The organism is Arthrobacter stackebrandtii, from assembly GCF_017876675.1.
Taxonomy (GTDB): Bacteria; Actinomycetota; Actinomycetes; order Actinomycetales; family Micrococcaceae; genus Specibacter; species Specibacter stackebrandtii.
Genome location: NZ_JAGIOI010000001.1, coordinates 3216384 through 3237418, shown reverse-complemented (window position 1 = coordinate 3237418; position 21035 = coordinate 3216384). Strand labels below are relative to the sequence as shown.

General features: G+C 65.4%; 17 protein-coding genes and 2 tRNA genes. 4 read left to right on the top strand and 15 right to left on the bottom strand.

Features of this window, described 5'->3' with window-relative positions:
• Positions 1-330: 330 nt before the first annotated feature.
• From JOF48_RS14105 to JOF48_RS14085, 5 genes are all read right to left on the bottom strand, one after another.
• Positions 331-403 (bottom strand) — tRNA-Glu (locus JOF48_RS14105).
• Positions 404-491: 88 nt separating this feature from the next.
• Positions 492-563, bottom strand: a tRNA-Gln gene (locus JOF48_RS14100).
• Positions 564-693: 130 nt separating this feature from the next.
• The gene (locus JOF48_RS14095; protein ID WP_245346549.1) at positions 694-1464 is read right to left on the bottom strand and encodes an HAD family hydrolase; all 771 of its coding nucleotides are present in this window, start codon (positions 1462-1464) and stop codon (positions 694-696) included.
• Between the two features lie 70 nt (positions 1465-1534).
• Positions 1535-3034: a glutamate--tRNA ligase gene (gene gltX, locus JOF48_RS14090; RefSeq protein ID WP_209681657.1), complete on the bottom strand. Its 1500-nt coding sequence runs from the start codon at positions 3032-3034 to the stop codon at positions 1535-1537.
• A gap of 198 nt (positions 3035-3232) precedes the next feature.
• Positions 3233-5149, bottom strand: a complete 1917-nt coding sequence (locus JOF48_RS14085) for a S53 family peptidase (RefSeq protein ID WP_209681656.1) — start codon at positions 5147-5149, stop codon at positions 3233-3235.
• A 244-nt stretch (positions 5150-5393) separates the two neighbouring features.
• Between JOF48_RS14085 and JOF48_RS14080 the strand changes: the two genes are divergently transcribed.
• From JOF48_RS14080 to JOF48_RS14070, 3 genes are all read left to right on the top strand, one after another.
• A complete protein-coding gene (locus JOF48_RS14080; protein WP_209681654.1) occupies positions 5394-5753 on the top strand; it encodes an ArsR/SmtB family transcription factor in 360 nt (119 codons plus the stop codon).
• Positions 5750-6235: an SRPBCC family protein gene (locus JOF48_RS14075; protein WP_209681652.1), complete on the top strand. Its 486-nt coding sequence runs from the start codon at positions 5750-5752 to the stop codon at positions 6233-6235. Before JOF48_RS14080 ends, JOF48_RS14075 begins: the two co-directional genes overlap by 4 nt.
• 313 nt (positions 6236-6548) lie before the next feature.
• Positions 6549-8135: a family 20 glycosylhydrolase gene (locus tag JOF48_RS14070; RefSeq protein WP_209681650.1), complete on the top strand. Its 1587-nt coding sequence runs from the start codon at positions 6549-6551 to the stop codon at positions 8133-8135.
• A 103-nt stretch (positions 8136-8238) separates the two neighbouring features.
• On the opposite strand, the gene JOF48_RS14065 is transcribed toward JOF48_RS14070, so the two are convergent.
• The 6 genes from JOF48_RS14065 to JOF48_RS14040 all read right to left on the bottom strand — a co-directional run bounded on the left by JOF48_RS14065 (position 8239) and on the right by JOF48_RS14040 (position 15276).
• Positions 8239-9108 carry a carbohydrate ABC transporter permease gene (locus JOF48_RS14065; protein ID WP_425353739.1) on the bottom strand — a complete coding sequence of 290 codons (870 nt, stop codon included), beginning with the start codon at positions 9106-9108 and terminating at the stop codon, positions 8239-8241.
• Positions 9109-9188: 80 nt separating this feature from the next.
• The gene (locus tag JOF48_RS14060) at positions 9189-10172 is read right to left on the bottom strand and encodes a carbohydrate ABC transporter permease (RefSeq protein ID WP_209681649.1); all 984 of its coding nucleotides are present in this window, start codon (positions 10170-10172) and stop codon (positions 9189-9191) included.
• A gap of 114 nt (positions 10173-10286) precedes the next feature.
• Complete coding sequence (locus JOF48_RS14055; RefSeq protein ID WP_209681647.1) at positions 10287-11546, bottom strand: extracellular solute-binding protein; 1260 nt, start codon at positions 11544-11546, stop codon at positions 10287-10289.
• A 64-nt stretch (positions 11547-11610) separates the two neighbouring features.
• On the bottom strand, positions 11611-12768 hold the full coding sequence (locus JOF48_RS14050) for an ROK family transcriptional regulator (RefSeq protein ID WP_209681645.1): 1158 nt from the start codon (positions 12766-12768) through the stop codon (positions 11611-11613).
• 252 nt (positions 12769-13020) lie between these two features.
• Positions 13021-14463, bottom strand: coding sequence for an amino acid permease (locus tag JOF48_RS14045; protein WP_342591249.1), 1443 nt, complete (start codon positions 14461-14463; stop codon positions 13021-13023).
• A gap of 189 nt (positions 14464-14652) precedes the next feature.
• Positions 14653-15276 (bottom strand): ArsR/SmtB family transcription factor, encoded by a 624-nt coding sequence (locus JOF48_RS14040; RefSeq protein WP_209681644.1) that lies wholly within the window; start codon positions 15274-15276, stop codon positions 14653-14655.
• Positions 15277-15354: 78 nt separating this feature from the next.
• On the opposite strand from JOF48_RS14040, the gene JOF48_RS14035 reads away from it, so the two are divergent.
• A complete protein-coding gene (locus JOF48_RS14035) occupies positions 15355-16719 on the top strand; it encodes an MFS transporter (RefSeq protein WP_209681642.1) in 1365 nt (454 codons plus the stop codon).
• A 62-nt stretch (positions 16720-16781) separates the two neighbouring features.
• On the opposite strand, the gene JOF48_RS14030 is transcribed toward JOF48_RS14035, so the two are convergent.
• The 4 genes from JOF48_RS14030 to JOF48_RS14015 all read right to left on the bottom strand — a co-directional run bounded on the left by JOF48_RS14030 (position 16782) and on the right by JOF48_RS14015 (position 21034).
• A complete protein-coding gene (locus tag JOF48_RS14030; protein ID WP_209681640.1) occupies positions 16782-17438 on the bottom strand; it encodes a response regulator in 657 nt (218 codons plus the stop codon).
• Positions 17435-18760: a sensor histidine kinase gene (locus JOF48_RS14025; protein ID WP_209681639.1), complete on the bottom strand. Its 1326-nt coding sequence runs from the start codon at positions 18758-18760 to the stop codon at positions 17435-17437. Before JOF48_RS14025 ends, JOF48_RS14030 begins: the two co-directional genes overlap by 4 nt.
• A gap of 241 nt (positions 18761-19001) precedes the next feature.
• Positions 19002-19778, bottom strand: a complete 777-nt coding sequence (locus JOF48_RS14020; protein ID WP_209681637.1) for a fumarylacetoacetate hydrolase family protein — start codon at positions 19776-19778, stop codon at positions 19002-19004.
• Positions 19779-19840: 62 nt separating this feature from the next.
• The gene (locus JOF48_RS14015) at positions 19841-21034 is read right to left on the bottom strand and encodes a hypothetical protein (RefSeq protein ID WP_209681635.1); all 1194 of its coding nucleotides are present in this window, start codon (positions 21032-21034) and stop codon (positions 19841-19843) included.
• Between the last annotated feature and the right edge of the window lies 1 nt (position 21035).

Below are 21035 nucleotides of genomic sequence, written 5' to 3'. Positions count from 1 at the left end.
CACGGGCCAGAACGGCACCAGAGGGGGCAGGGCGGAAGGCTGGAGCCAAAACGGACGGTGTTTCCGGAATCGGACGGGGGTATAGGCACGTCCGATCCCGGAAACGCCGTCCTTTTCCACGCCTAGACTCACCTGCGTCCGGAAATGATCCCGATCCCGCTTCCTGATCCCGGGATCCCGGCTTCAGAAGGCGGGATCGGGATCACTTTTCCGAGTCGGCGCAGTCGTCACTCAAACCCCAGTTTGGCCGCCAACCCCGTTTTCCTAAGGGGATGCTTTCGGGGAATGCAAAAAGGGCCGGGAAGCTTTTCAGCTTCCCGGCCTTGCTTGTGACCCCAGCGGGATTCGAACCCGCGTTACCGCCGTGAGAGGGCGGCGTACTAGGCCGCTATACGATGGGGCCCTAATACATTCATTTTTGACGAAACGAACTTCAGAATACTAGCTGAAGTTTGCTTCATCCGCCAAATGGAAGGCGGCTTTTGCAAGCGCTGGGATACCAGGACTCGAACCTAGAATGTCGGTACCAGAAACCGATGTGTTGCCAATTACACCATATCCCAATGGCTGCGTTCTGCCGTTGAAGTGAGCGGGTTTCCCCGGCCCTTCAGCGGCCCTCGCGCCGGGATAAAACTATACCGGACTCTTTCCGGAAGTCCAAAACGAGAAGGCCGCTTTTCGGTGAGTCGTGCGTCACACCTGCTTCGCGGGCTCTGAAAGCCCCAGAAGCACGGGGATTTCAGCCAGCGAAGACACGACGGCGACCTGGGCCGCCGCGTCAGCTGCCGCAGCCTCCCCGCCCGCGGAGGCGCCGCCGCCCAGGGAAGAGCCGCCACCGAAGGCGGGCACCTCCTGCCCCAGCCGGTTCAACCACATGCCGTGCAGGCCGGCCTGGACGGAGCCAACGCCGTCGACCATGAAGTTGTCCCCCACATACAGCACCTCCCCCGGCGCCAGCCCAATCTGCCGGCAGCCTTCCAGGAAGATCTCCGGCGCCGGCTTGGAGACGCCGACCGTGTCGATGCCCACCAGGACGGAGATCCGCTGCAGGCCGGCCTGGTCCAGCTTGGCGCGCTGGTAGTCGTGGACGTTGTTGCTGACGGCCCCGTAGGCGATCCCTGCGGCGTCCAGAGCATCGAGGACGGGCACAACGTCCTCGAAGGCGCGGATGGAGAGCGGCTGGGCCCTCTCAAAGTCCTCGATCCACTGTTCCTCGGCGTCCGCACCAAAGGGGACGCCGAGGCGGGCGAAGACGGCACGGGCCCGCAGGCCGCGCTGCTCGTTGAAGGTGAACTCGCCGGCCACATAGCGGTCGTAGTAGTCCTCGGCGTCGGCCATGTAGATGGCGGCGAACTGTTCCCAGTCGGCGTCGCCGTGGCCGGGCAGCAGGTGGGCGGACGCGGCGACCATGGCATCAGCCATGGCCTTGTAGAGGTCCACGATGGTCTCGTCGATGTCAAACAAAACACCCCTGACCCGGCCCGGGAGACGGGCGGAGCCAGGGGTGTTGTGCAAAGCGGAAGAAGTCAAGGAACTAGCCCCGGAACGCGCGCAGGCGGGTCAGCGAGGATTCCTTGCCCAGGATCACCATGGACTCAAAGAGCGGCGGCGAAACCTTCCGGCCCGACGTGGCCGTGCGGACTGGGCCGAAGGCGAAGCGCGGCTTGATGCCCAGGCCCTCCACCAGTGCGCCCTTCAGCGCGGCTTGGATGGACTCGGCGTCCCAGGGCTCGAGGGGCTCCAGGGCGGCCAGTGCGGCATCCAGGACCTCGGCCAGGTTCTCCGGCATGCCCTTCAGGGCATCCTCGGCGACGTCGACGGCGTCGTCCTTCTTGAAGAGGAAGGCAATCATCTCAGGCGCCTCGCCCAGCAGGGTGATGCGCTCCTGGACCAGCGGGGCGGCCTCGTCGAGGATCTCGTTCTCACGATCGGTCAGCGTCTCCCCCACCAGCCCGGCGGCCTGCAGGTACGGGACCAGGCGGTTGCGGAAGTCGCCGGCCTCAAGCATGCGCACGTGCGTGCCGTTGATGGCCTCGGCCTTCTTGATGTCGAAGCGGGCCGGGTTGGCCACGACGTCGTGGATGTCGAACTTCTCCACGAGCTGCGCCACGGTGAAGATGTCCTCATCGGCGGAGAGCGACCAGCCCAGCAGCGACAGGTAGTTCAGCAGGCCCTCGGGGATGAAGCCGTTGTCGCGGTGCAGGAACAGGCTCGCCTCGGGATCACGCTTGGAGAGCTTCTTGTTGCCGGCGCCCATGACGTAGGGCAGGTGGCCGAACAGCGGCATGTACTCGGCCACGCCCACCTCGAACAGCGCCTGGTACAGGGCGATCTGGCGGGGTGTGGAGGAGAGCAGGTCCTCGCCGCGCAACACGTGGGTGACGCCCATCAAGGCGTCATCCACGGGGTTGACCAGCGTGTACAACGGCGCACCGTTGGGACGGACAATGGCGTAGTCCGGGACTGATCCTGCCTTAAAGGTGATCTCGCCCCGGACCAAGTCGGTGAACGTGATGTCGGCATCCGGCATGCGAAGTCGCAGCGCCGGCGCGCGGCCCTCCGCCTTGAAAGCAGCAATCTGCTCGGGCGTGAGGTCACGGTCAAAGTTGTCGTATCCAAGTTTAACGTCCCGGCCGGCCTCCTTGTGACGATCTTCCACCTCTTCGGGTGTGGAATACGACTCATATGCGTGCCCGCCGGCCACCAGCTTCTCAATCACGCCGGCGTAGATGTCCCCGCGCTGCGACTGGCGGTACGGCTCGTGCGGCCCGCCCACCTCAACGCCCTCGTCCCAGGTGATGCCCAGCCACTTCAGGCCGTCGAGCAGCTGGAGGTAGCTTTCCTCGCTGTCGCGCTTGGCGTCGGTGTCCTCGATGCGGAAAATCATCTTCCCGCCGGTGTGGCGCGCATACGCCCAGTTGAACAGGGCGGTGCGGATCAGGCCCACGTGGGGCGTTCCCGTGGGCGACGGGCAGAACCGCACACGGACAGGGGTTTCAGCGGTGACAAGGGGGATTAAGGCAGCGTTAGTCATGATGGTTCCCAGTTTAGCCGTCCCGCCGATTCTTGCCCGCATTCACCTGGTTTCCCTGCGCCTGCCTTTAAGCACGACGCCGGACCGCCCCACCTTGGGTGCCTTGGCGTCCGGCACCTTGGGCGCCGGGCTGCACGGCAGGCGGCAGGGGCCGGCGTGCTGCCGGCCCCTGCCGTTTCGTGCTTGGTGGATGGTGCCCTACTGTGCCGGGGTGAGCCAGCCGGCGCGGGCGCTGCCCCAGCCGGTTTCGCTGTCCCAACCGCTTCCGACCGACAGCGTGGTGTTGGTGGTGTTGAACGAGCGCACCGAGTAGAGGTAGCCGCCGCCGGCGTCCACCCCGTTGGCGAAATCGACGCGGATGTTGCCGGCGTCGATGCCGGCGCCGGAGACGTCGTGGAAGCCCGAATGGTCCGTGTAGATCTTCGGGTTGAGCAGGCCCAGTCCGTGGCCGCTGGCCTGGATCTTCAGCGCGGTGATGCCCGCGAACAGCGGCGAGGCGAGGCTTGTTCCGCCGATCCGGTAGCTGTCGTAGGAAGCCGTCTTGCCGAAGCCCTGCGTCTGGCCGACGAGCATGCCGGTGGTGGGGTCGGCGTCCATGGACACGTCCGGCAGCGCGCGGCCGCCGTTGGGGCTCTGGATTCCGGCCGCCAGCTGGTAGTCGGGTTCGGGGATGTTGGAGGAGTAGCCGCCCCCGCCGCCGTACTGGAATGCGATGGACGGGGTCCAGGCACCATTGGTGATGGAGTACTTGGTGGTCTGCCAGCCGGTTTCGCCCGTGACGCCCGCCGTGGTGATGGCGGTTGAGGTGCCGCCGACGCCGGTGACGAACGGGTCCGAGGCCGGGTAGTCGGTCTCCGGAGTGCCGAGGTTGCCAACCTCATCGCCGGAGTCGCCGGTGGAGAACACGTAGCTGATGCCCTGGACTGCACCCTGAAGGAAGGCCATCTCGTACGCCTGGAAAAGTGCCGGCCTGACAGCATCGCCCAAGCCGCCCCACGAGTTCGTCACGATGTTGGCGATGCCTTCATCGTTGATGCGGGAGAAGGTGTCCAGCAGGTCTGCATCCTGGCAGCTCTTGCCGGCGTAGTACCGGATGTTGGCTGCCGGGGCCATGGCGTGGACGGCCTCGACGTCGAGGGTCTGCTCGCCGTACCAGCCGGACGCGTCGCACTGGTGCGGCGACTTGTTGGCGTTGACCTGGGTGAAGGCGTTGGGCAGGACCTGGGAGTACTGGCCGGCAGTGAAGGGCTGGTCGCCGGTGTCGACGGCGTAGCGGTTGGCGTCTGCCTCGATGGTCGGGGAGGCATAGGCATCGGTGATGGCCACGGTCACGCCGCGGCCGTCCAGGCCTGCGGGGGCTCCGGCTTCATAGGCGCCGCGCAGTTGCGGGCCCGTGTAGCCGCACGGTGCGTAGGGCAGCGTTGCCCCGTTCAGCTGTGGCATGACGGTTCCATCCGGGGTGGGAAGCGTGGCGGGGGTCTGGTCCCCGTACCAGTGCGAGCAGACCGGCGCGTTGCGGAAGCCGTCGCTGGGAGGCGAGGGCTTCTTCGTTGCCGGTGCGACCACGGAGACCGTGGTGTCCAGTCCCGAGACGGCAATAACTGATGCCGCGACATTGTCTGGCGCACTGGCCGGTCCCGTGGGGGCCTGAACGGTCAGACCGTCGTGGCTGTACTTGGAGATCTTGACGTTGAAGGCCTTGTTGGCCGCGCCAACGCTGCCCGCAGCGTCAACGTAGCGGTGGTTCGCCTCCACGCTCACCTTCAGGCCAGAGCCCGTCAGCCAGTTGCTGACGGCGCTGACTGCTGCGTCGGTGGCGTCAAACTGTGCGTGGTATTGGGCCGGTGTGAGGTACTGGTTGGAGTTGGAGGCTGCCTTCGCAGCGGCTTCCAATGCGCTGACCCCACCGTTGGGCGCGAGGTAGACGCGCGCATTGACGGGGGCGTTCTGGGAGGCGGCACCGAGGTTTTTGCCGTGGGTGAGCCAGCCAGGTTGTGAATTCGGGATTGTTTTCGAGGTGGGTGTCGGGGCGGCGTCTGCGGCGCCGGCACCGGTAATCGCGGCGACAAATGCCACCACAACCACCATTGACACTCCGATAAAGTGCTTGTGCATTGCAGAATCTCCATACATTCAAGGGGCTCAATGACGGCTGTCGGAGCCCACGGGTCAAGGCTAGGACTCGAGGGCTGCCGCGGCAATGGTTTTGCGTGCCTCATTCAAGGTGCCGAAAGATGCAAAGCGCGCCCCATCCAAACATGCTCGCGGAAAGGCACCGGGCCGGCCTCTGGCTGCCTCGCGGGCGCGCCTTGAGAAAAGTCCTTGACATGGTTTTTCGACGGGAGTAATGTGCAACCAAATGGTTGTAGATCAGCTCAGTGAAGACGTCGTGGACCGCCTGTTCCAGGCCCTCTCGGACGCCACCCGCCGCGACATCGTCCGGCGGGTCTCCGCCGGCCCCATGTCCGTGTCGGGACTCGCCACCTTCTACGCCATGAGCTTTGCCGCGGTCCAAAAACATGTGGCCGTACTGGAACGCGCAACCCTTGTCACCAAGGAAAAGCGCGGACGTGAGCAGCTGGTCCAGGCAAATCCGGACGGGTTGGCCCTGGCCCGCCGGCTGCTCGATGAATATGAGGAAATCTGGCGGCAGCGCGCCGCCCGGATTACGGACCTCCTGGGCCAAGCCCCCGGAGCCCAAGCAAAGGAACCATCATGACCGTCACCAGTTCCATCAAAAGTCCCGAGGCACTCACCCTCGCCATCACCGCAGAGTTTCCGGCCGCCGTCGAACGCGTCTGGCAGATCTGGGAGGACCCGCGCCAGCTGGAGCGCTGGTGGGGGCCGCCCACCTGGCCGGCAACGTTTGAGACGTACGACTTCCATCCCGGCGGCCAGGCCGACTACTACATGACCGGCCCGGACGGGACGAAGGCGCGCGGCTGGTGGCAGTTCACCTCGGTCGACGGCCCCACCCGGCTGGCGCTGAACGACGGATTCGCCGACGACGACGGCAAGCGGGTTGAGGAAATGGGCCAGGCGCTCATGGAAGTCTCGATTGTTGACGGCGGCGGGCGCACCGCCATGACCATCACCACCACGTTTGAAAACACCGAGCAGATGCAAAAGATGCTGGAGATGGGCATGGAGGAAGGCATGAAGGAGGCCATGGGCCAGATCGACGGAATCCTGGCGAAGTAAGTCCGCCGGGAAGTATCCCGCACAGTGGATGATGGCCCCCGCCCATGGAGGGGCCATCACCGTGTTCCGGGCTGGCCCTGGAGCGTCACGTCACTGGCCTGCGACACCCCCATTCGGGCCATGGCCGCTAGCCCCAAGTTGCCTGCGAATCAAGTCGGGCCCCATGGAGGACACATGCCTGGTAACTGCTTTGTTTGTTAGGTTTCCTGACATACCTTGTAGAGCAGAGTAATTTGTCCTGTGCTGCACGCTCCCGTGCACCTGCCACCTGCCACCTGCCACCTGCCACCTGCCACCTCTTGGAGCTTCCCCCATGGTCTCTGTCATCCCCCATCCTGTGTCCCTGATTGAGCATGCCGCCGAGGCATTCACCCTCACGCCGGAATCGCGGCTCGTTGCGACGGGTGGGGGTGCCGCCGCCGTGGCCGCACAGCTTGCGGACTGGTTGCGCGTGGACACCGGGCTCGCACTGCCCGTTGTCGACGGCGGGACGGGGACAGGCGCCGACGCCGTCAAGGCAGGCGCCCATGACGTCGTGCTGGCCCTCACCGGCGGTTCGGCAGAAACGTGCGAAGACCTTGCGTGGCCGGAAACCGAGACATATTCCCTGACAACGGACGCCTCCGGAGCATGGCTGGGCGCTGCACACCCGGCGGGACTTTTCGCCGCCGCCCAGACGTTGCGTCAGCTTGTTCCTGCCCCGGACGCAGCCGGGGCTGCATCCGACGCCCTCCCGGCAGCCGCGCACCACGTGCCGAGCGTGACGATCAACGATTCACCCCGCTTTGCCTACCGGGGCGCCATGCTCGACGTCGCCCGGCATTTCTTCCCGGTGGCCGACGTCGAGCGCTTTATCGATGCGATCGCCATGCTCAAGATCAACCATCTTCACCTGCATCTCACCGACGACCAGGGCTGGCGCATCCAAATCGACAGCTGGCCACTGCTCACCGAGATCGGCAGCGCCAGCGAGACCGGGGACGGGCCCGGCGGCTTCTACACCAAGGAAGACTACGCAGGGCTGGTTGCATACGCGGCCGAACGTTTTGTGACCATCGTTCCCGAGATCGACATCCCCGGGCACACCAACGCAGCACTGGCCAGCTATGCCGAGCTGAACGAAGACGGTGTCCTCCGCGAGCCCTACCGCGGCATCGAAGTCGGTTTCACATCCCTGGCGATCAACAAGGACTCCAGCTACCGTTTCATTGATGACGTGGTCCGGGAAGTCGCGGCCATGACCCCCGGCCCGTACCTCCACCTCGGCGGCGATGAATCACTCACGCTGACACAGGAACAATTCGTGGAATTCATCAACCGCGCCACCGCAGTCGCTGCGGCAACCGGAAAGACCCTGGTTGGGTGGCATGAAATGGGACAGGCCGATGCGCTGCCAACGGGCACCATCGGGCAATACTGGGGGCGCCATGCAGATCATGCCAAGGTGGGCCCGCAGATCCGTTCCTTCGTGGAGCAGGGCGGCAGCGTCATCATGTCCCCCGCCGAGCACAGCTACCTCGACATGCACTACCCGGACGAGACCCGCCTCGGACAAGGCTGGGCCGGAACAATTTCACTCGCCGACTCCTACGAATGGGACCCGGCCACGCTGGTCGAGGGCATCACGGAGGCGCAACTGCTCGGTGTGGAGGCGCCCGTCTGGACGGAGACGTTGGAGACGTCCTCCGATGTTGAGTTCATGGTCTTTCCCCGGCTGGCGTGCGTGGCGGAGATCGCGTGGTCACAGGTCTCCGGGCCGCGTCGCTTCGAAGAGATCGCGCCACGCCTTGCCGCGTTCTGCGCCCGCCTTGACCGGCTTGGCATCAACTTTCACCGCTCACCCGAGCTTGGGGCGGGAGCACCTGACGCGGCTTCCCTGGCCACGGATGCGGGCGTCTAGCGGGAGGCTTTCCGCCCGGCATGCTTGAGGCCCCGACACAACGCAACCCATGGGTTGTGTTGTGTCGGGGCCTCTCGTTGTTAAAACGCGGGCAGTTGTGTGATCAGCCCTTCACAGCTCCGCTGACGAGCCCGCCCGTCATGCGGCCCTGGACAAAGAGGAAGAAGACCACAACGGGCAACGCGATGAGGGTCGACCCGGCCATGACGGCGCCCCAGTTGGTGGCCTCGGTGGCCGACTGGAAGGAGTTCAGCCACGGCGGCAATGTGAGGTTGTACCCCTTCATCATGAGCAACGCCATGGTGAACTCGTTCCACGTTTGAATGAAGGAGAAGATGCCGGTGGAGACGAGACCGGGGGCGAGCAGCGGAAAGGTGACCTTCCAGAAGGCCTGGGACTTGGTGCAGCCGTCGATCTGAGCGGCTTCTTCAAGATCGGCTGGCACGCCGTTGACAAAGCCTCGAAGCGTCCAGATGGTGAAGGGAACCACCGCGGCGAGGTTGACAATGCCCAGGCCCAACAGGGTGTTGAGCAGGCGCCAGTCATCCACCATGTTGTAGATGGTGAACATCATGGCTTCGCCAGGGATCATCTGCACGACCAGGACGGAGAGAATGAAGGCTACGCGGCCACGGAACGCGAAGCGGGCCAAGGCGATTGCGGCAAGAAAGGCAAACAGCAGGCAGGCGGCAACCACGCACACGGCGAGTGTGAGGCTGGAGGCGAGGGCGTGCGGAAAGTCCGTCTGGCCCGGAGCAGCCTCCCGCGTCCACGCGGTGACATAGTTCTTCAAGGTGAAGTCCAGCGGAATGAAGCTGGGATCCCGGCTGATGATCTTGTTGCTCGGGGTGAACGACATGTTCACCATCCAATAGACCGGGAAGATGGAGCCGAGGAACACGAGGAGTGCCACAACGTTGATCAAGGTTCGGTTGGCGGCGCGTTTGACCCTGCCGCGCTTGAGCTCGGCGATTGATGCCTCGCTCAATCCACTGTGGTTGAGGCCCTGCCGCTGGCGGTTGGGCGTTCGTGTAGCGGTAGTGGCATTGCTGCTCACAGCTCTTCCTCCTCTTTCAGGGTGTTGCGAACGTTGAAGTACGAGATGCCCATGAGCAACAGGACCATGACCACGCCGATGGCGGCTGTGATGCCGAATTCACCAAGGCCTTGGCGGAAAAGGTAGGTGCCGAGCACGTTTGTTTCAGAGGCGAGCCCGCCTCTTTGCTGCAGTGCATAAACCTGGGTGAAGATGCGAAGGTTCCAAATGGTTTCAAGGATCAGCACCACCGTGATGATGTTGCGCATGTAGGGAGTGACGACGAAGCGAAAGCGCTGCCAGGGGGTGGCGCCATCGAGTTGCGCGGCTTCGAGCACCTCGCCGGGAATCTGGCCGAGCCCGGCATAGAACGTAAAGGCGGCAAAGGGGATGCCCTGCCATACAACGATGATCACGAGCACCATCATGAATGACCACGGGTTCATCAGCCACGAGTGCCCGTAGAAGGTTTCTGAGCCGGTAATGGTGTTCAGGAGCCAGTTGACCAGCCCATAGTTGGTGTCAAAGATCCAGCCCCAGACGACAGTCGCGGACAGCGGCGGCATGGCCCATGCGAGCAGCAGGCCGATCGAGACAAGCAGGCGCCAACCCTTGGTTAGCTTGGTCATGAGCAGGCCGCAGAGCATGCCGCCGACAAGGATGAGAATGGTGAGCACCACCATGAGGCCGAGGCTCCTGGCGAGCACCGCCGGGAAGTCTCCCTTGCTGAAGATCGCGATGTAGTTGTCGAAACCAACAAAGTTGGCTGGAGTGCCGGTCATCTTGTTCTTGATTTGGTAATCAGAGAACGAGTTGATCACCATGACAATGGTTGGATATCCGACCATGACGGCGAGCAATATAAGGCTGGGGGCGAGCAACGCCCACGGGGCGATGGGGATCTTGTGCCCACGCACCGTAATGCTGAATGGCTTGGGTTGCCGTTTGCCCGACTTTGTCGGGCGAGCGGCAGATTGCCGCTCAAGTGGGGGCGCGCTCATCGGCTGCTCCTCTGGATTGTTTCGGATGCTGGGGGCAACGTTGAAGGTGAGGGGCGCTACCCATGGCGGGCACCGCCCCTCACCTTCAACGTTGCAACGAACTAGCGGTGGAGACTAGCTGTTGAGGATGCCTTCGATCTGCGCGTCGAGGTCGGTCGCGACCTTCTTGACATCGCCGCCCTGGGCGATCTTGACCAGCGCCTCCTGAATAATCTGTGCTGCCTCAACCTCGGCCCACTTCGGGGTGGTCGGGGTTACCTTCGAGTTGGCGAGCGCCTTGGCCTGCGCCTTGGCAACCGGGGTGTCGGGCAGGAACTCTGCGGCGGAGAGGATGCCGGGGGTCAGGCCGCCCTCTGCCATGAGCTTCTGGTATCCGCTGGAAGTGATGACGGCCAGTGCGGCACGGGCCTTCTCCGGGCTGGCGCTCTTCGTGGCTACAGCCATGTTGGAGCCGCCGGCGAAGATCGGTGCGGTCTCGCCTGCCTTGAGGCCGGGAAGTGCGAAGGCCTCAAGGTCTGAACCGTAGGTGTCGGCACAGCCGGGGTTCTCTGCGTCGGCCGGTGCCGTGATCGAGGACTGCACCCACGCCGGTGCGGAGAGCAGGACGGTCTCGCCGGCGCAGAACGCAACCTGCGGGCCGTTTTCGTCGCCATCCTTGGCAGCGCGTGAAGCCTTGGTGTAGACCTCCTGCAGCTGGGTCAGGCCCTTGACACCGCCGTCGCTCGAGAAGCCGGCCTTCCAGGTGTCGCCTTCCTGCTCGGCGATGAAACCGCCGTGTGCCCACACGTAGGGAAGTGCGTTGTACCAGTCACGGCCCGGAGCCCAGATGCCCGAGCGCTTGTCGGTCGCGGTGGAGACGCCTGTGGCAACGTATTCGTCGAGCGTTGTGGGAACCGGGGTCTTGCCCAGGATCTGCTTGCTGTAGAAGACGATGCGTCCACCGGCATAGTAGGGAGCCGCAAAGAGCTCACCGTTGTAGGTGGCTGACTCTTCCAGGCCGGGGAGGAAGTCCTCTGAGCCGAGGGCCTTGCGCTGGTCTTCAATCGAAGCGATAAGACCCTGGTCGGCAAAGCTTGCCGTCTGGGTGTTGCCAATCTCGACCACATCCGGCGCGTCGTTCGACTGCAGCGCCGCCGCGTAGGTGTCGCTCACATCGGCCCAGGTCTTTTCTTCAACCTGCAGGGTCCAGCCCTTGTTCTCTGCCTCGAAGGTGTCCTTCAAGTAGGCACGGGCAGTGTCGGGGGTGTCGCTTCCGACGACCCAGACCGTGATCTTGCCTGAGTCGGCTGCGGCTTTATCGTTGCCTCCGGTTGAACAGCTGGACATGGCGAGGATGGCGGCAGCGCCAATCGCTACAAGGCCTAACTTGCGCATTTTGTTGATTCCTTTCGGGGATGAAGGTGAAAGCGTTTTGCCACCACCGTTGATGCAGGAGCTTCTAGGAAACTCCGAGTTGTCCGGAGAGGACCAAGACAACCGCGCCTCGCAAGACGATGTCTTGACCTTCCGAGGTCATCCGGAGGCTGAGGTCTGAAGTGAACTCAGCCATCGAGCGACTCCGGATGGTCTCGACAGTTGTTGTCGCCAACGGACCATCAAGAAGAGCAATTGGTCCACTCAACACGATTTCGTTGATGTTGAGTGCACCGACAACAGGAGCCAGGACGATCCCGAGGCATCGTCCGGCCTCCCGAAGAATGTGGGCGCGATCTTCGGCGGGGTCCACCGAGTCGCTGGGAATGGCATTGATCTGGGCGGTGAGGCGGGGAACATTCAACCAGGCCTCGAGACATCCGCGCATGCCGCAGGCACAGAGCGGCCCGTCACCGGTGCCGACCACCACGTGGCCGAGCTCCCCTGCGGCAAAATCGCGTCCGTAGACGACTGTGTCGTTGACAAGAAGCCCGGCCCCCACGCCGAGACCAACCCTTATGAGCAGCAGGTCGTCCTCAACTCCGCCAAAGGTGTGCTCGGCAAGAACGGCAACGTTCGCATCGTTCGCCACGACGACGGTGAGCCCGGAAGCTGCCGCGAGTTCGCGCCGCAGGTCGATGCCGACCCAGCCCAGATTGGGTGCCGAGACAATCACGCCGTCGAGGTCGACAACACCTGGGGTGCCCACGCCGACACCCATGATGGGGGCCGTGGCCGCCGCCTTGAGCTGCAGCACAATGTTGGTGATCACGGTGACAGCTTCGGCCCCGCTTGATCCGTTGTGGCCGACGGCGACGCGGGCAATGATCTGGCCGTCCAGGTCCAGCAGTGCCCCGACGAACGATTCAGCGTCGGAAAGATCGATCCCGATCACGTGCCAGCTGTACCGTGCAATGTCCAAACCGATCGACGGCTTGCCCGGGCCACCGGATTCGCGCGGCCCGGTTTCGATGATTAGCCCATCTGCCAGCAGTTCGGAAACGAGGTCGGAGACTGTCACTTTGGTCAGGCGCGTTTGGCGGGCAAGGTCGGCGCGCGACTGCTCACCGCCGCTGTAGAGCGTTTGAAGAACAAGCGAGCGGTTGTGTCCACGGACGTGCTCGAGCAGCACTTTTGACGAGGCCCGCAGGCTCCGTCCGTGGCCAAACAACACTGAATTCATGTTTGTTAGTAAACTTCACTAACAAAATAAATCCAAAGTTTTCGATGCGCTCCACGTCACATGGCTGTAATCTTCGTCATATTGGCCGGATCGCAGATGCCGGGTGGGCACGCGGGCCATACCCGGGTGGGGATGCCGGAGGGCCCGCAGCATCGCACGGCGTGCGGCTTCCAGGCCCGGGCCAAGCCTGGTTCGAGGCAAATTGATCGGTGCCTGCGGCAGGCCCGGCCTCAGCGCCTGCCGCCGCCTACCTCAGCTGAACAGCTCGTTCTTCGGCTCGTTCTTCTTCACAAACTGCCAGCCGAACCACAGCACCAGCGCCAGGACCGGAATCGTGCAGAGGGTCCACAGACCAAGGAGGAACTGGCCGCCGTCGGGCTTGGCAATGGTGTCAAAACCAATGAGCACCGTGATCACCATGAGCGAGCCGAGCCCCACCCAGCTGGTCCAAGGAGACCCCGGCATGGGCAGCGAGGACACCTTGCCGCGCCGGTGCCGCAGCATGATCTGGCAGGCGAAAATGGAGGCCCAGGTGAAGATGACGCCGATGGATGCGGTGTTCAGCGCCAGGTCGAACGCGTAGGAGCCGCCCAGCCAAATGTTGGCAAGCACGCCCACCACGTACACGGCGGCGATGCTCAGGATGGCCGCGTAGGGCACATAGCGCGAGGACATCCGTGTCAGCCAGTGCGGCGCATGGCCGTTGTTGGCCATGGTGCGGAAGATCCGGCCAATGGAATACAGCCCCGAATTGCACGAGGACAGGGCCGCCGTGATCACCACAAAGTTCATGGCGGAGCCCACCCAGTCCAGGCCCATCGCCGAAAACACCGTCACGAAGGGGCTTTCGCCGGACTTGTACTGGTCGTACGGCATGATCATCGCCAGCAGCGACACCGAGCCCACGTAGAACACCACAATTCGAAGCACGACGGCGCGAATCGCCTTGGGCACTTCCCGTTCCGGATTCTTCATCTCTCCGGCCGTGATCCCCACCAGCTCGATGGCGTTGTATGCGAAGATGACGGCGTTCAGGGCCAGGATCATGACCAGCCCGCCCTTGGGGAACATGCTCCCGCCGATGAAAAGGTTGCCGACCGAGGCCTCCGAGGCGCCCACCTGCGTGTTCATGAGCACCATCGCCGTGCCCACGAGCAGGAAGATCACGATGGCGCCGACCTTCAGGCACGCGGCCCAAAACTCAAACTCGCCGAACGCCTTCACGCTGAGCAGGTTCACCGCCACCAGCAGGGCCAGGGCGCAGAGGGCGCTGAGCTCCACCGGAACGCCCGGGAAGAAGTATTGGAAGTAAAGGCCGATCGCGATGAGCTCGGCAATGCCCGTCATGGCCCAGTTGATGAAGTACATCCAGCCGGACAGGTAGGCACCCTTCTTGCCGAACAGTTCCCCCGCGTAGGAGACAAAGGACCCGGACGTCTGCCGGTACATGATCAGCTCGCCCAGCGCCCGCATCAGCAGGTATGCGATGACGCCGGCAATGGCGTAGGAGAAGATGAGTGCCGGGCCGGTTGAGGCCAGCCGCCCGCCTGCGCCCATGAAGAGTCCGACGCCGATCGCCCCGCCCATGGCGATCATGGTCACGTGCCGGCGGGAGAGCGTTTGCTGGTAGCCCTCTGCCGAGACGTGGGTTCCGCCGGAAGGCGTGGGGGCTGTGTCTGTGACGTCGTGTGACACGCAGGAATCCTTAAATAGGTGACTGCCTTTCTGTGCAGAACCGCGTGATGTCGCGGAAAATCTCGACCCGGCCGGCGAAAGACTTGTCGATTCTACTATGCGCAGCTGGGCAGAGGCCCGGGCGCGGGCGGCCACAGCGCAAGGCTTGCCGGCTGCGGCTGGCACGCTCCGCCGTCGGGCATGGAATTTCTAGAGGTCTTCGCGGACCGCCATGAACGTGTAGTCCCACGTTTTCACGCCGGGCTCGCCGGGCTCGCGGTGCAGCTTGCGGGCTGCCTCAACGACGCGTTCGATGTCCTGGAAGAGGTCCTTGGCCTCGGCCGGGGTCAGGCGCAGCGTGCCGATGGCCAGTTCCGCCTTGGGTTCGGCGTCGCGGCCGGTGGCGTAGTCAGGCACCCAGGCGAGCACGCGGGACAGGGCTGCGTGCTGGTCCAGCTCCATCTGGGAAAGGTAGGCGCCGAGCGACAGCGCTTCCCGGTCCGGGGTGGGGTCCTCCGGCGAGCCGAGCCGGTAGACCTCGTTGGCGGCCTGCCAGACGCGGTCGCGGTTGTCGCGTGCAAACTGCGGGGCTTCCCGGACCATGCCGGCGTCGGCCAGGATACGCAGGTGGTAGCTGAGCTTGTTCGCGGGCACGTCCAGCTGCTGCGCAAGGTCCGTGGCCCGGGCGTAGTCCTGGGCGGCCAGCACCGACACGATCCGCCGGCGCAGCGGGCTCGCCATGGCCTTGAGCATGGGCGAGGTCATGGTGCGGGGCTGTGCGCGCTTACGGGCGGGCCGCTCCCCCGCGGGCGTGCCTGGTGTTTCCGTTGCCATGGGACCAGTGTACAAACAGGCAGAAATAATTGCACAATTTATATTGCGCAAGTTTATTTGCGGGTATAGGCTCGGCGCATGTCCACCACCCGGCAGGCCGATGCCACCCCCACACGGCTCCTCGCAAACCCCCACTACCGCTGGTGGCTTGCCACCGACACGTTCACCGCATTTGGCTCGGCACTGCATGGCTTTGCCGTGCCGCTGCTGGCGCTCTACATCACCGGCAGCCCGGCCCAGGCCGGCATCATCGCGGGGATTGGCCAGGTGGGGCGGATCGCGGCCACGCTCCCCGGCGGCGTGGTGGCCGACCGCCACAACAGGCGCACCCTGATGGTTGTTGGCGGGCTGACAGGCCTGGCCATTGCCTCCGTGCTGACCGGGCTGCAAATGGCCGGGCACCTGGACTTTTGGCTCCTGACCGTCCTGAACCTGCTCATGGCCATGCGCAACGGCTTCTTCAGTTCCACCTCGAACGCGGCACTGAAATCCGTGGTGCCGGCCCGGCAGATCGGCCCGGCCATGGCCGCCAACGAGGCCCGCGATTCCGTGATCGCCCTCTCCGGCGGCCCGGTTGGCGGCGTGCTCATGGGATTCGGGCGGGCGCTGCCGTTTGCGGCGACGGCGGCGGCCCACCTCATCGCCGTCGTCTCAGCCCTCATGATCCGAACGGACCTGCGGCCGGGGTCGGTACCCGCAGATGCCCGGGACGCAGGCCAGGCCGCTGGCGATCCGGGCGGATCCACGGCAGGCGCACCCGGCGCTCCTGCGGTGGCGGGCCGGGGCGTCTTTCGGAAGTTCGCAGCGGAGGCGGCCTCCGGCATCACCTGGCTGTTCCACCGCCGGGAGCTGCGGGGGATCGTCATCCTGGCCACCGTCATCAACCTGGGGCTGAACTCGGCCATCACGGCGGTGGTGTTCGGGCTCCAGCAGCGGGGAGAGACGCCGGCTGTGATCGGCATGGTCTCGGCGGGCATCGGCGTTGGGATGCTGCTGGGGTCCTTCGTGGCGGCGCCCCTGGTCAAGCGGGCCGGTGCGGGGCGGGTCGTCATCGCCGGGCTGCTGCTCATGACCGCCGCCCTGGCCGTGCTGCCGTTCGTCCACGAGGTGCCTGCCGTCCTGGTGGTCCAGGCCGTGGCGATCTTCGGCGGGCCGTCCATCAACGCCGCACTTCTGGGCTACTTCATGGTGGCCGTGCCCTCCGACATGCTGGGCCGGGCCGGCAGCGCCCTGGACCTGCTGACCCTGGGCGCCACTCCCCTGTCCCCGCTCATTGCCGGCTTCGGCTACGCCTGGCTGGGCTGGACGGGAATTCTGTTGGCCTGTGCCGCCACCTGCGCAGCCGCCGCATTTCTTGCCCTGTTCAACAAGGGTCTGCGGTCGCTGCCGGCCTCCAACCACTGGGCGGAGCACGCCGCCGCAATTTCCGCCGCCGCCGGGTAACACACCCGACCCCGCGCCGGGGTGGCGGCGGGCACCCAGGCCGGGTGTCCGCCGTCGGGCATTCATTGCCGGGAATCCCGGAACAGCAGGGCCGCCTGCACCCGGTTTTCCAGCTCCAGCTTCGCCAGGATGCGCGAGACGTGAGTCTTCACGGTGCCCTCGCTCAGGAACAGCGACCGCGCGATCCCGTCGTTGCTCATGCCCTGCGCAATCGCGTCCAGCACCTCGGCCTCGCGCGCCGTGAGCCGCTCGAGCCGGGCCGCCGCGGCATTCGACCTCGCCGCCGCGGCCCGCTCCCGGGTTCGGTCGATCAGCCGCTTCGTCACCGTCGGCGCCAGCATCCCCTCTCCCGCTGCCACGGCCCGGATGGCGTGGAACAGCCGCTCAGGGTCCGTGTCCTTGAGCAGGAACCCGGCCGCCCCGGCCTCGAGCGCGGCGAACACATGGTCGTCAAGGTCGAAAGTGGTCAGCACCAGGACCTGCGGCGGGGCGGGCAGGGCACGGAGGGCGGCGGTGGCCGTGATGCCGTCGCCGCCGGGCATGCGCACGTCCATGAGCACGACGTCGGACCGTTGCGTCTGCGCGCACCTCACTGCCTGCGGGCCGCTGGCCGCCTCGCCCACCACTTCCATGTCGGGGCGGGAGTTGACCATCTTGACGAGGGCCGCGCGGACGAGCTGTTCGTCGTCGGCGACGATGACGCGGATCTTCGCGCTCACTCGGTGGTTCCTTCCGGGGTGCCGCTTGGGGGCTGCTCCGTAAATGGTATGCGGGCCTCCAGCTGAAAACCGGACCAGGTGGGGCCATGTTCCAGGGTTCCGCCCAGAAGCTGGACGCGTTCTCCCAAGCCGACGAGGCCCAGCCCGGCACCCGCAGCGGGTTCGGCCGTGCCCCCGGGGCCGTTGGAGACCACGATGCGCAGTTCCTTGCGGCCGGCGCCGGTGCCGTCGTGTTCGGCACCGTGCGTTTCCAGTCTCACCTCGGCATCTGCCCCGGCGGCATGGCGGGCAACATTCGTGATGCCTTCCTGGACCACGCGGAAGGCCGCCCGGCTGACGGCGTCCGGCAGGTTTTCCCCCAGGTTCGGGTCCGGGTCGTAGTCAACCGCCACCCCGGCCTGGCGCCACTCCTCCAGCAGCCCGGGGATCTGTGCAACCCCCGACGGCGCCGCGCGGACCTGGCCATCGGTTCCGGCAGCAGCGACTCCCGGACGGCTGTTCGCCACGGGAATCCACTGGCTCCCGGCCGACGCTGCATCCGCGCTCGCGGCGCCGTCCTGATGGAGCACGCCGAGGACATCGCGCAATTCGCCCAGGGCCGCGTGTGCTGTTTCGCGGATCAGGCGGGCTGAGCCGGCGGTCTCCTCGTCCGGGGCATCCACTTGCAGGGCTGCGGCCTGGACTGCCACGAGCGACATCCTGTGGGCAAGTGTGTCATGCATTTCGCGGGCGATCCGGTGCCGCTCTGCGAGCCGGCTGTGTTCTACGTCAGCGGCATGCCTGGCCTCCGTCTGGTCTGCCCGCTCCTTCAGGGCATTCAATTGGGCTTCGCGGTGCCGCGCCCGCTGGCCGCGGTACGCTCCCAAAGCCGCAATGGCCGTCAGCATGGCCACACCCAAAAGTGCAATCTGCCAGTCCATCGCCTCCGTGCCGAGCAGGGCCTCTGCGGCCAGTGCCAGTGCCATGACAGCAGCCACCCACCAGTCCAGGCGGCGCCTGGCCAGCAGGAACAGGGCCACGATGAAGGCGAAGCCACTGAGGGACAGGGCTCCAAGGACGGACGTTGCCGCCGCCACCGACCGGGGGAAGCGGTGGCGCCAGATGAGCGCGACCGCACCCAGCGGGGCCAGGAGCGGCGCAATGGCGAATCTGGCCCAGAGCAGGTTCTCGGCCCCGCCGCCGTCGGTCAAGTCGGGGACGGTTCCGCCCTCCAGCCCCATCCCGATGGAGACAAAGGACAGCAGGACATCGGCCACGGCGACTACAAAAATCAGCAGCACGGCCGCCAGGCGGCGGTTCACAACTCGTTTGTTCATGTTCATGCTTCGAGCCTAATTTTCGGTGCAGTGCCGCCACATCCGACTAAAGTTGTCCATTCCGTGAGGCACCGGCGCTGGGTCAGGGACGGGTGATGCGGCGTCGGAGAGAAGCGGGACTTATCTGATGCGGCGTTGGGGAAAAAAGGGACTTATCTGATGCGGCGTCGGGAACGGGGAGGCAAAACGCAAGTGCCGCCGTCGTGCTTCCTGGCGAAAGACGGCGGCGGCACCTGCGGGACGATTGCTAGCGGCGGACCACCGGGTTGGAGAGGCGGCCGATGCCCTCGATTTCAACGTCGTAGCGGTCGCCGGCCTGGAGGAGGTCGACGCCGGCGGGGGTGCCGGTCATGATGACGTCGCCCGGGAGCAGGGTGAAGGCGTGGGAGACGATCGAGACGAGTTCGCGGACGCTGCGCACCATCTGGTTGGAGCTGCCGTCCTGGCGGAGCTCACCGTTGAGCCAGCCCTTGATGTAGACGTCGTCGGGGTCCAGCTCGGTCTCGATCCAGGGCCCGAGCGGGGCGGAGGTGTCGAAGCCCTTGGCGCGGGCCCACTGGCCGTCGCCGGCCTGGACGTCGCGGGCCGTCAAGTCATTGCCGCAGGTGTAGCCAAAGATGACTTCCTCCACGCGGTCTTCCGGGACGTCCTTGCAGATGCGGCCGATGACCACGCAGAGTTCGGCCTCGTAGGAGATTTCCTCGGAGAATTCCGGCAGCACGATGGGCTCGTTCGGGCCGATGACCGAGGTGTTCGGCTTGAGGAACATCAGCGGGTTCTCGGGCACCTCGTTGCCGAGTTCGCGGGCGTGCTCGGCGAAGTTGCGGCCCACGCCGATGACCTTGGAGCGCGGGATGATCGGGGCCACCAGGCGGACATCGTCCAGCGGGTGCTTCTCGGCGGTCCGCTCGATGCCGTTGAAGAAGGGGTCACCCTTGATGACGGTGACGATTTCACTGCCGGACTCCCCTTCCACGATGCCGTACATGGGGTCATTGTCTACTACAAATCGGGCTATGCGCATGTATTTCAGTGTATCGGTTCCAGGCCCGGCCGGTTGTTTGCGAACGACGGCGCCCGGGCCGGTCACTCCGGAGGCTCGCCCAGCAGCAGTATCCGGATCCTGGCAGGAATTCCGGCCGCGACCATGTCCCGCTCCAAGGATTCAATCATGGCTTCCGGGCCGGCTCCGGCACCTGTGCGGGACGCCCAGTCCGGGATGGATGTCCCGGGTGTGAACGCGTACGCGGTGCCATCGTGCTGCGCAAAATAGAAGGAGTCGGCGCCTTCGTGGACCCGGCCGCTGGCGCGGGTGTCGTCGAGCCAGGCCTGCCGGCCGGTCTCGCTGAGCTGGAAGGCCAGCCAGCCGCCGGCACAGTGCACCACCCGGTAATTCTCCGGGTGGGCTGCCATGTCCTCCGCGACCCAGTCACCGCTCCCGGCCACCGTTGTCATCTTGCCGATGCTGCAGTCCGAGCCCTTGTTGGGGTCGTCCACCCCGGCCTCCAGAGGGGGTGCGGGTGTCGCGTCGGGGCTGGCCGGCGCCCCGCCCACCAGGGCCGGGCGCAGCACCGGCAGGAGGCCCAGGTTTTCCTGCAGTTGCCGGTCCATTTCCACGGCCTTCTCAGCCATGGTCCCGCCAACCGGTTCGACGGTGTTCCAGCCGGCGACCGAAAGCTCGGGGTGGAAGACGTAGCCGCCGACGTTGAACCGGGCAAAGTGGTACACCCCGAAAGCCCCTTCGCCCGCCCCCTGGTCCAGGAGCCGCTGGTAGCCGGCGTCAGTCAGTTCAAACGCCAGCCATGAGCCGGCGCAGCCGAGGACCCTGAAGTCGTCGGGGAACTGCTCGATGTTGCCCGCCAGCTGCCCGCCCTGCCCCTCGGCCAAAACGTTCCGGAAGGCGCAGGCCGCCCCGGTGTACGGATCGCTGGGAGGTGCGGCAGGAAGTGCCGGGGACGTGCTCGGCGGCGGCGAGGCCGCTGGGGTGGGGGCCGCCGTCGTGCTTGGTGAAGGAACGGGCGTGGGAATGGCAGGTTGCGGCTTCAGCAGGCCCTCGGCAAGCACACCCAGGAAGCCGGCGGCTGCGATGACGACGACCGCGGCCAGGACGACGGCTGCGGCACGCACCGCAGTGAACCATGGATTGCGCGGCGCAAGCCGGGAGGGGCGTGCGTGGCTGCGGGGCGTGGCGGCCAGGTCCGGCATGGGTGCCGGGGTGGTGGGTGCTGTCTCGTCGGGCACGGGGTTGATGCTGCGCAGCATTGCTTCGATGGGGTCCATC

Bases quoted from the DNA above. Each gene is read 5' to 3' on its own strand.
- gltX (WP_209681657.1), bottom strand. From the start codon at position 3,034: ATGACTAACGCTGCCTTAATCCCCCTTGTCACCGCTGAAACCCCTGTC.
- JOF48_RS14085 (WP_209681656.1), bottom strand. From the start codon at position 5,149: ATGCACAAGCACTTTATCGGAGTGTCAATGGTGGTTGTGGTGGCATTT.
- JOF48_RS14080 (WP_209681654.1), top strand. From the start codon at position 5,394: ATGGTTGTAGATCAGCTCAGTGAAGACGTCGTGGACCGCCTGTTCCAG.
- JOF48_RS14075 (WP_209681652.1), top strand. From the start codon at position 5,750: ATGACCGTCACCAGTTCCATCAAAAGTCCCGAGGCACTCACCCTCGCC.
- JOF48_RS14070 (WP_209681650.1), top strand. From the start codon at position 6,549: ATGGTCTCTGTCATCCCCCATCCTGTGTCCCTGATTGAGCATGCCGCC.
- JOF48_RS14060 (WP_209681649.1), bottom strand. From the start codon at position 10,172: ATGAGCGCGCCCCCACTTGAGCGGCAATCTGCCGCTCGCCCGACAAAG.
- JOF48_RS14055 (WP_209681647.1), bottom strand. From the start codon at position 11,546: ATGCGCAAGTTAGGCCTTGTAGCGATTGGCGCTGCCGCCATCCTCGCC.
- JOF48_RS14050 (WP_209681645.1), bottom strand. From the start codon at position 12,768: ATGAATTCAGTGTTGTTTGGCCACGGACGGAGCCTGCGGGCCTCGTCA.
- JOF48_RS14040 (WP_209681644.1), bottom strand. From the start codon at position 15,276: ATGGCAACGGAAACACCAGGCACGCCCGCGGGGGAGCGGCCCGCCCGT.
- JOF48_RS14035 (WP_209681642.1), top strand. From the start codon at position 15,355: ATGTCCACCACCCGGCAGGCCGATGCCACCCCCACACGGCTCCTCGCA.
- JOF48_RS14025 (WP_209681639.1), bottom strand. From the start codon at position 18,760: ATGAACATGAACAAACGAGTTGTGAACCGCCGCCTGGCGGCCGTGCTG.
- JOF48_RS14020 (WP_209681637.1), bottom strand. From the start codon at position 19,778: ATGCGCATAGCCCGATTTGTAGTAGACAATGACCCCATGTACGGCATC.
- JOF48_RS14015 (WP_209681635.1), bottom strand. From the start codon at position 21,034: ATGGACCCCATCGAAGCAATGCTGCGCAGCATCAACCCCGTGCCCGAC.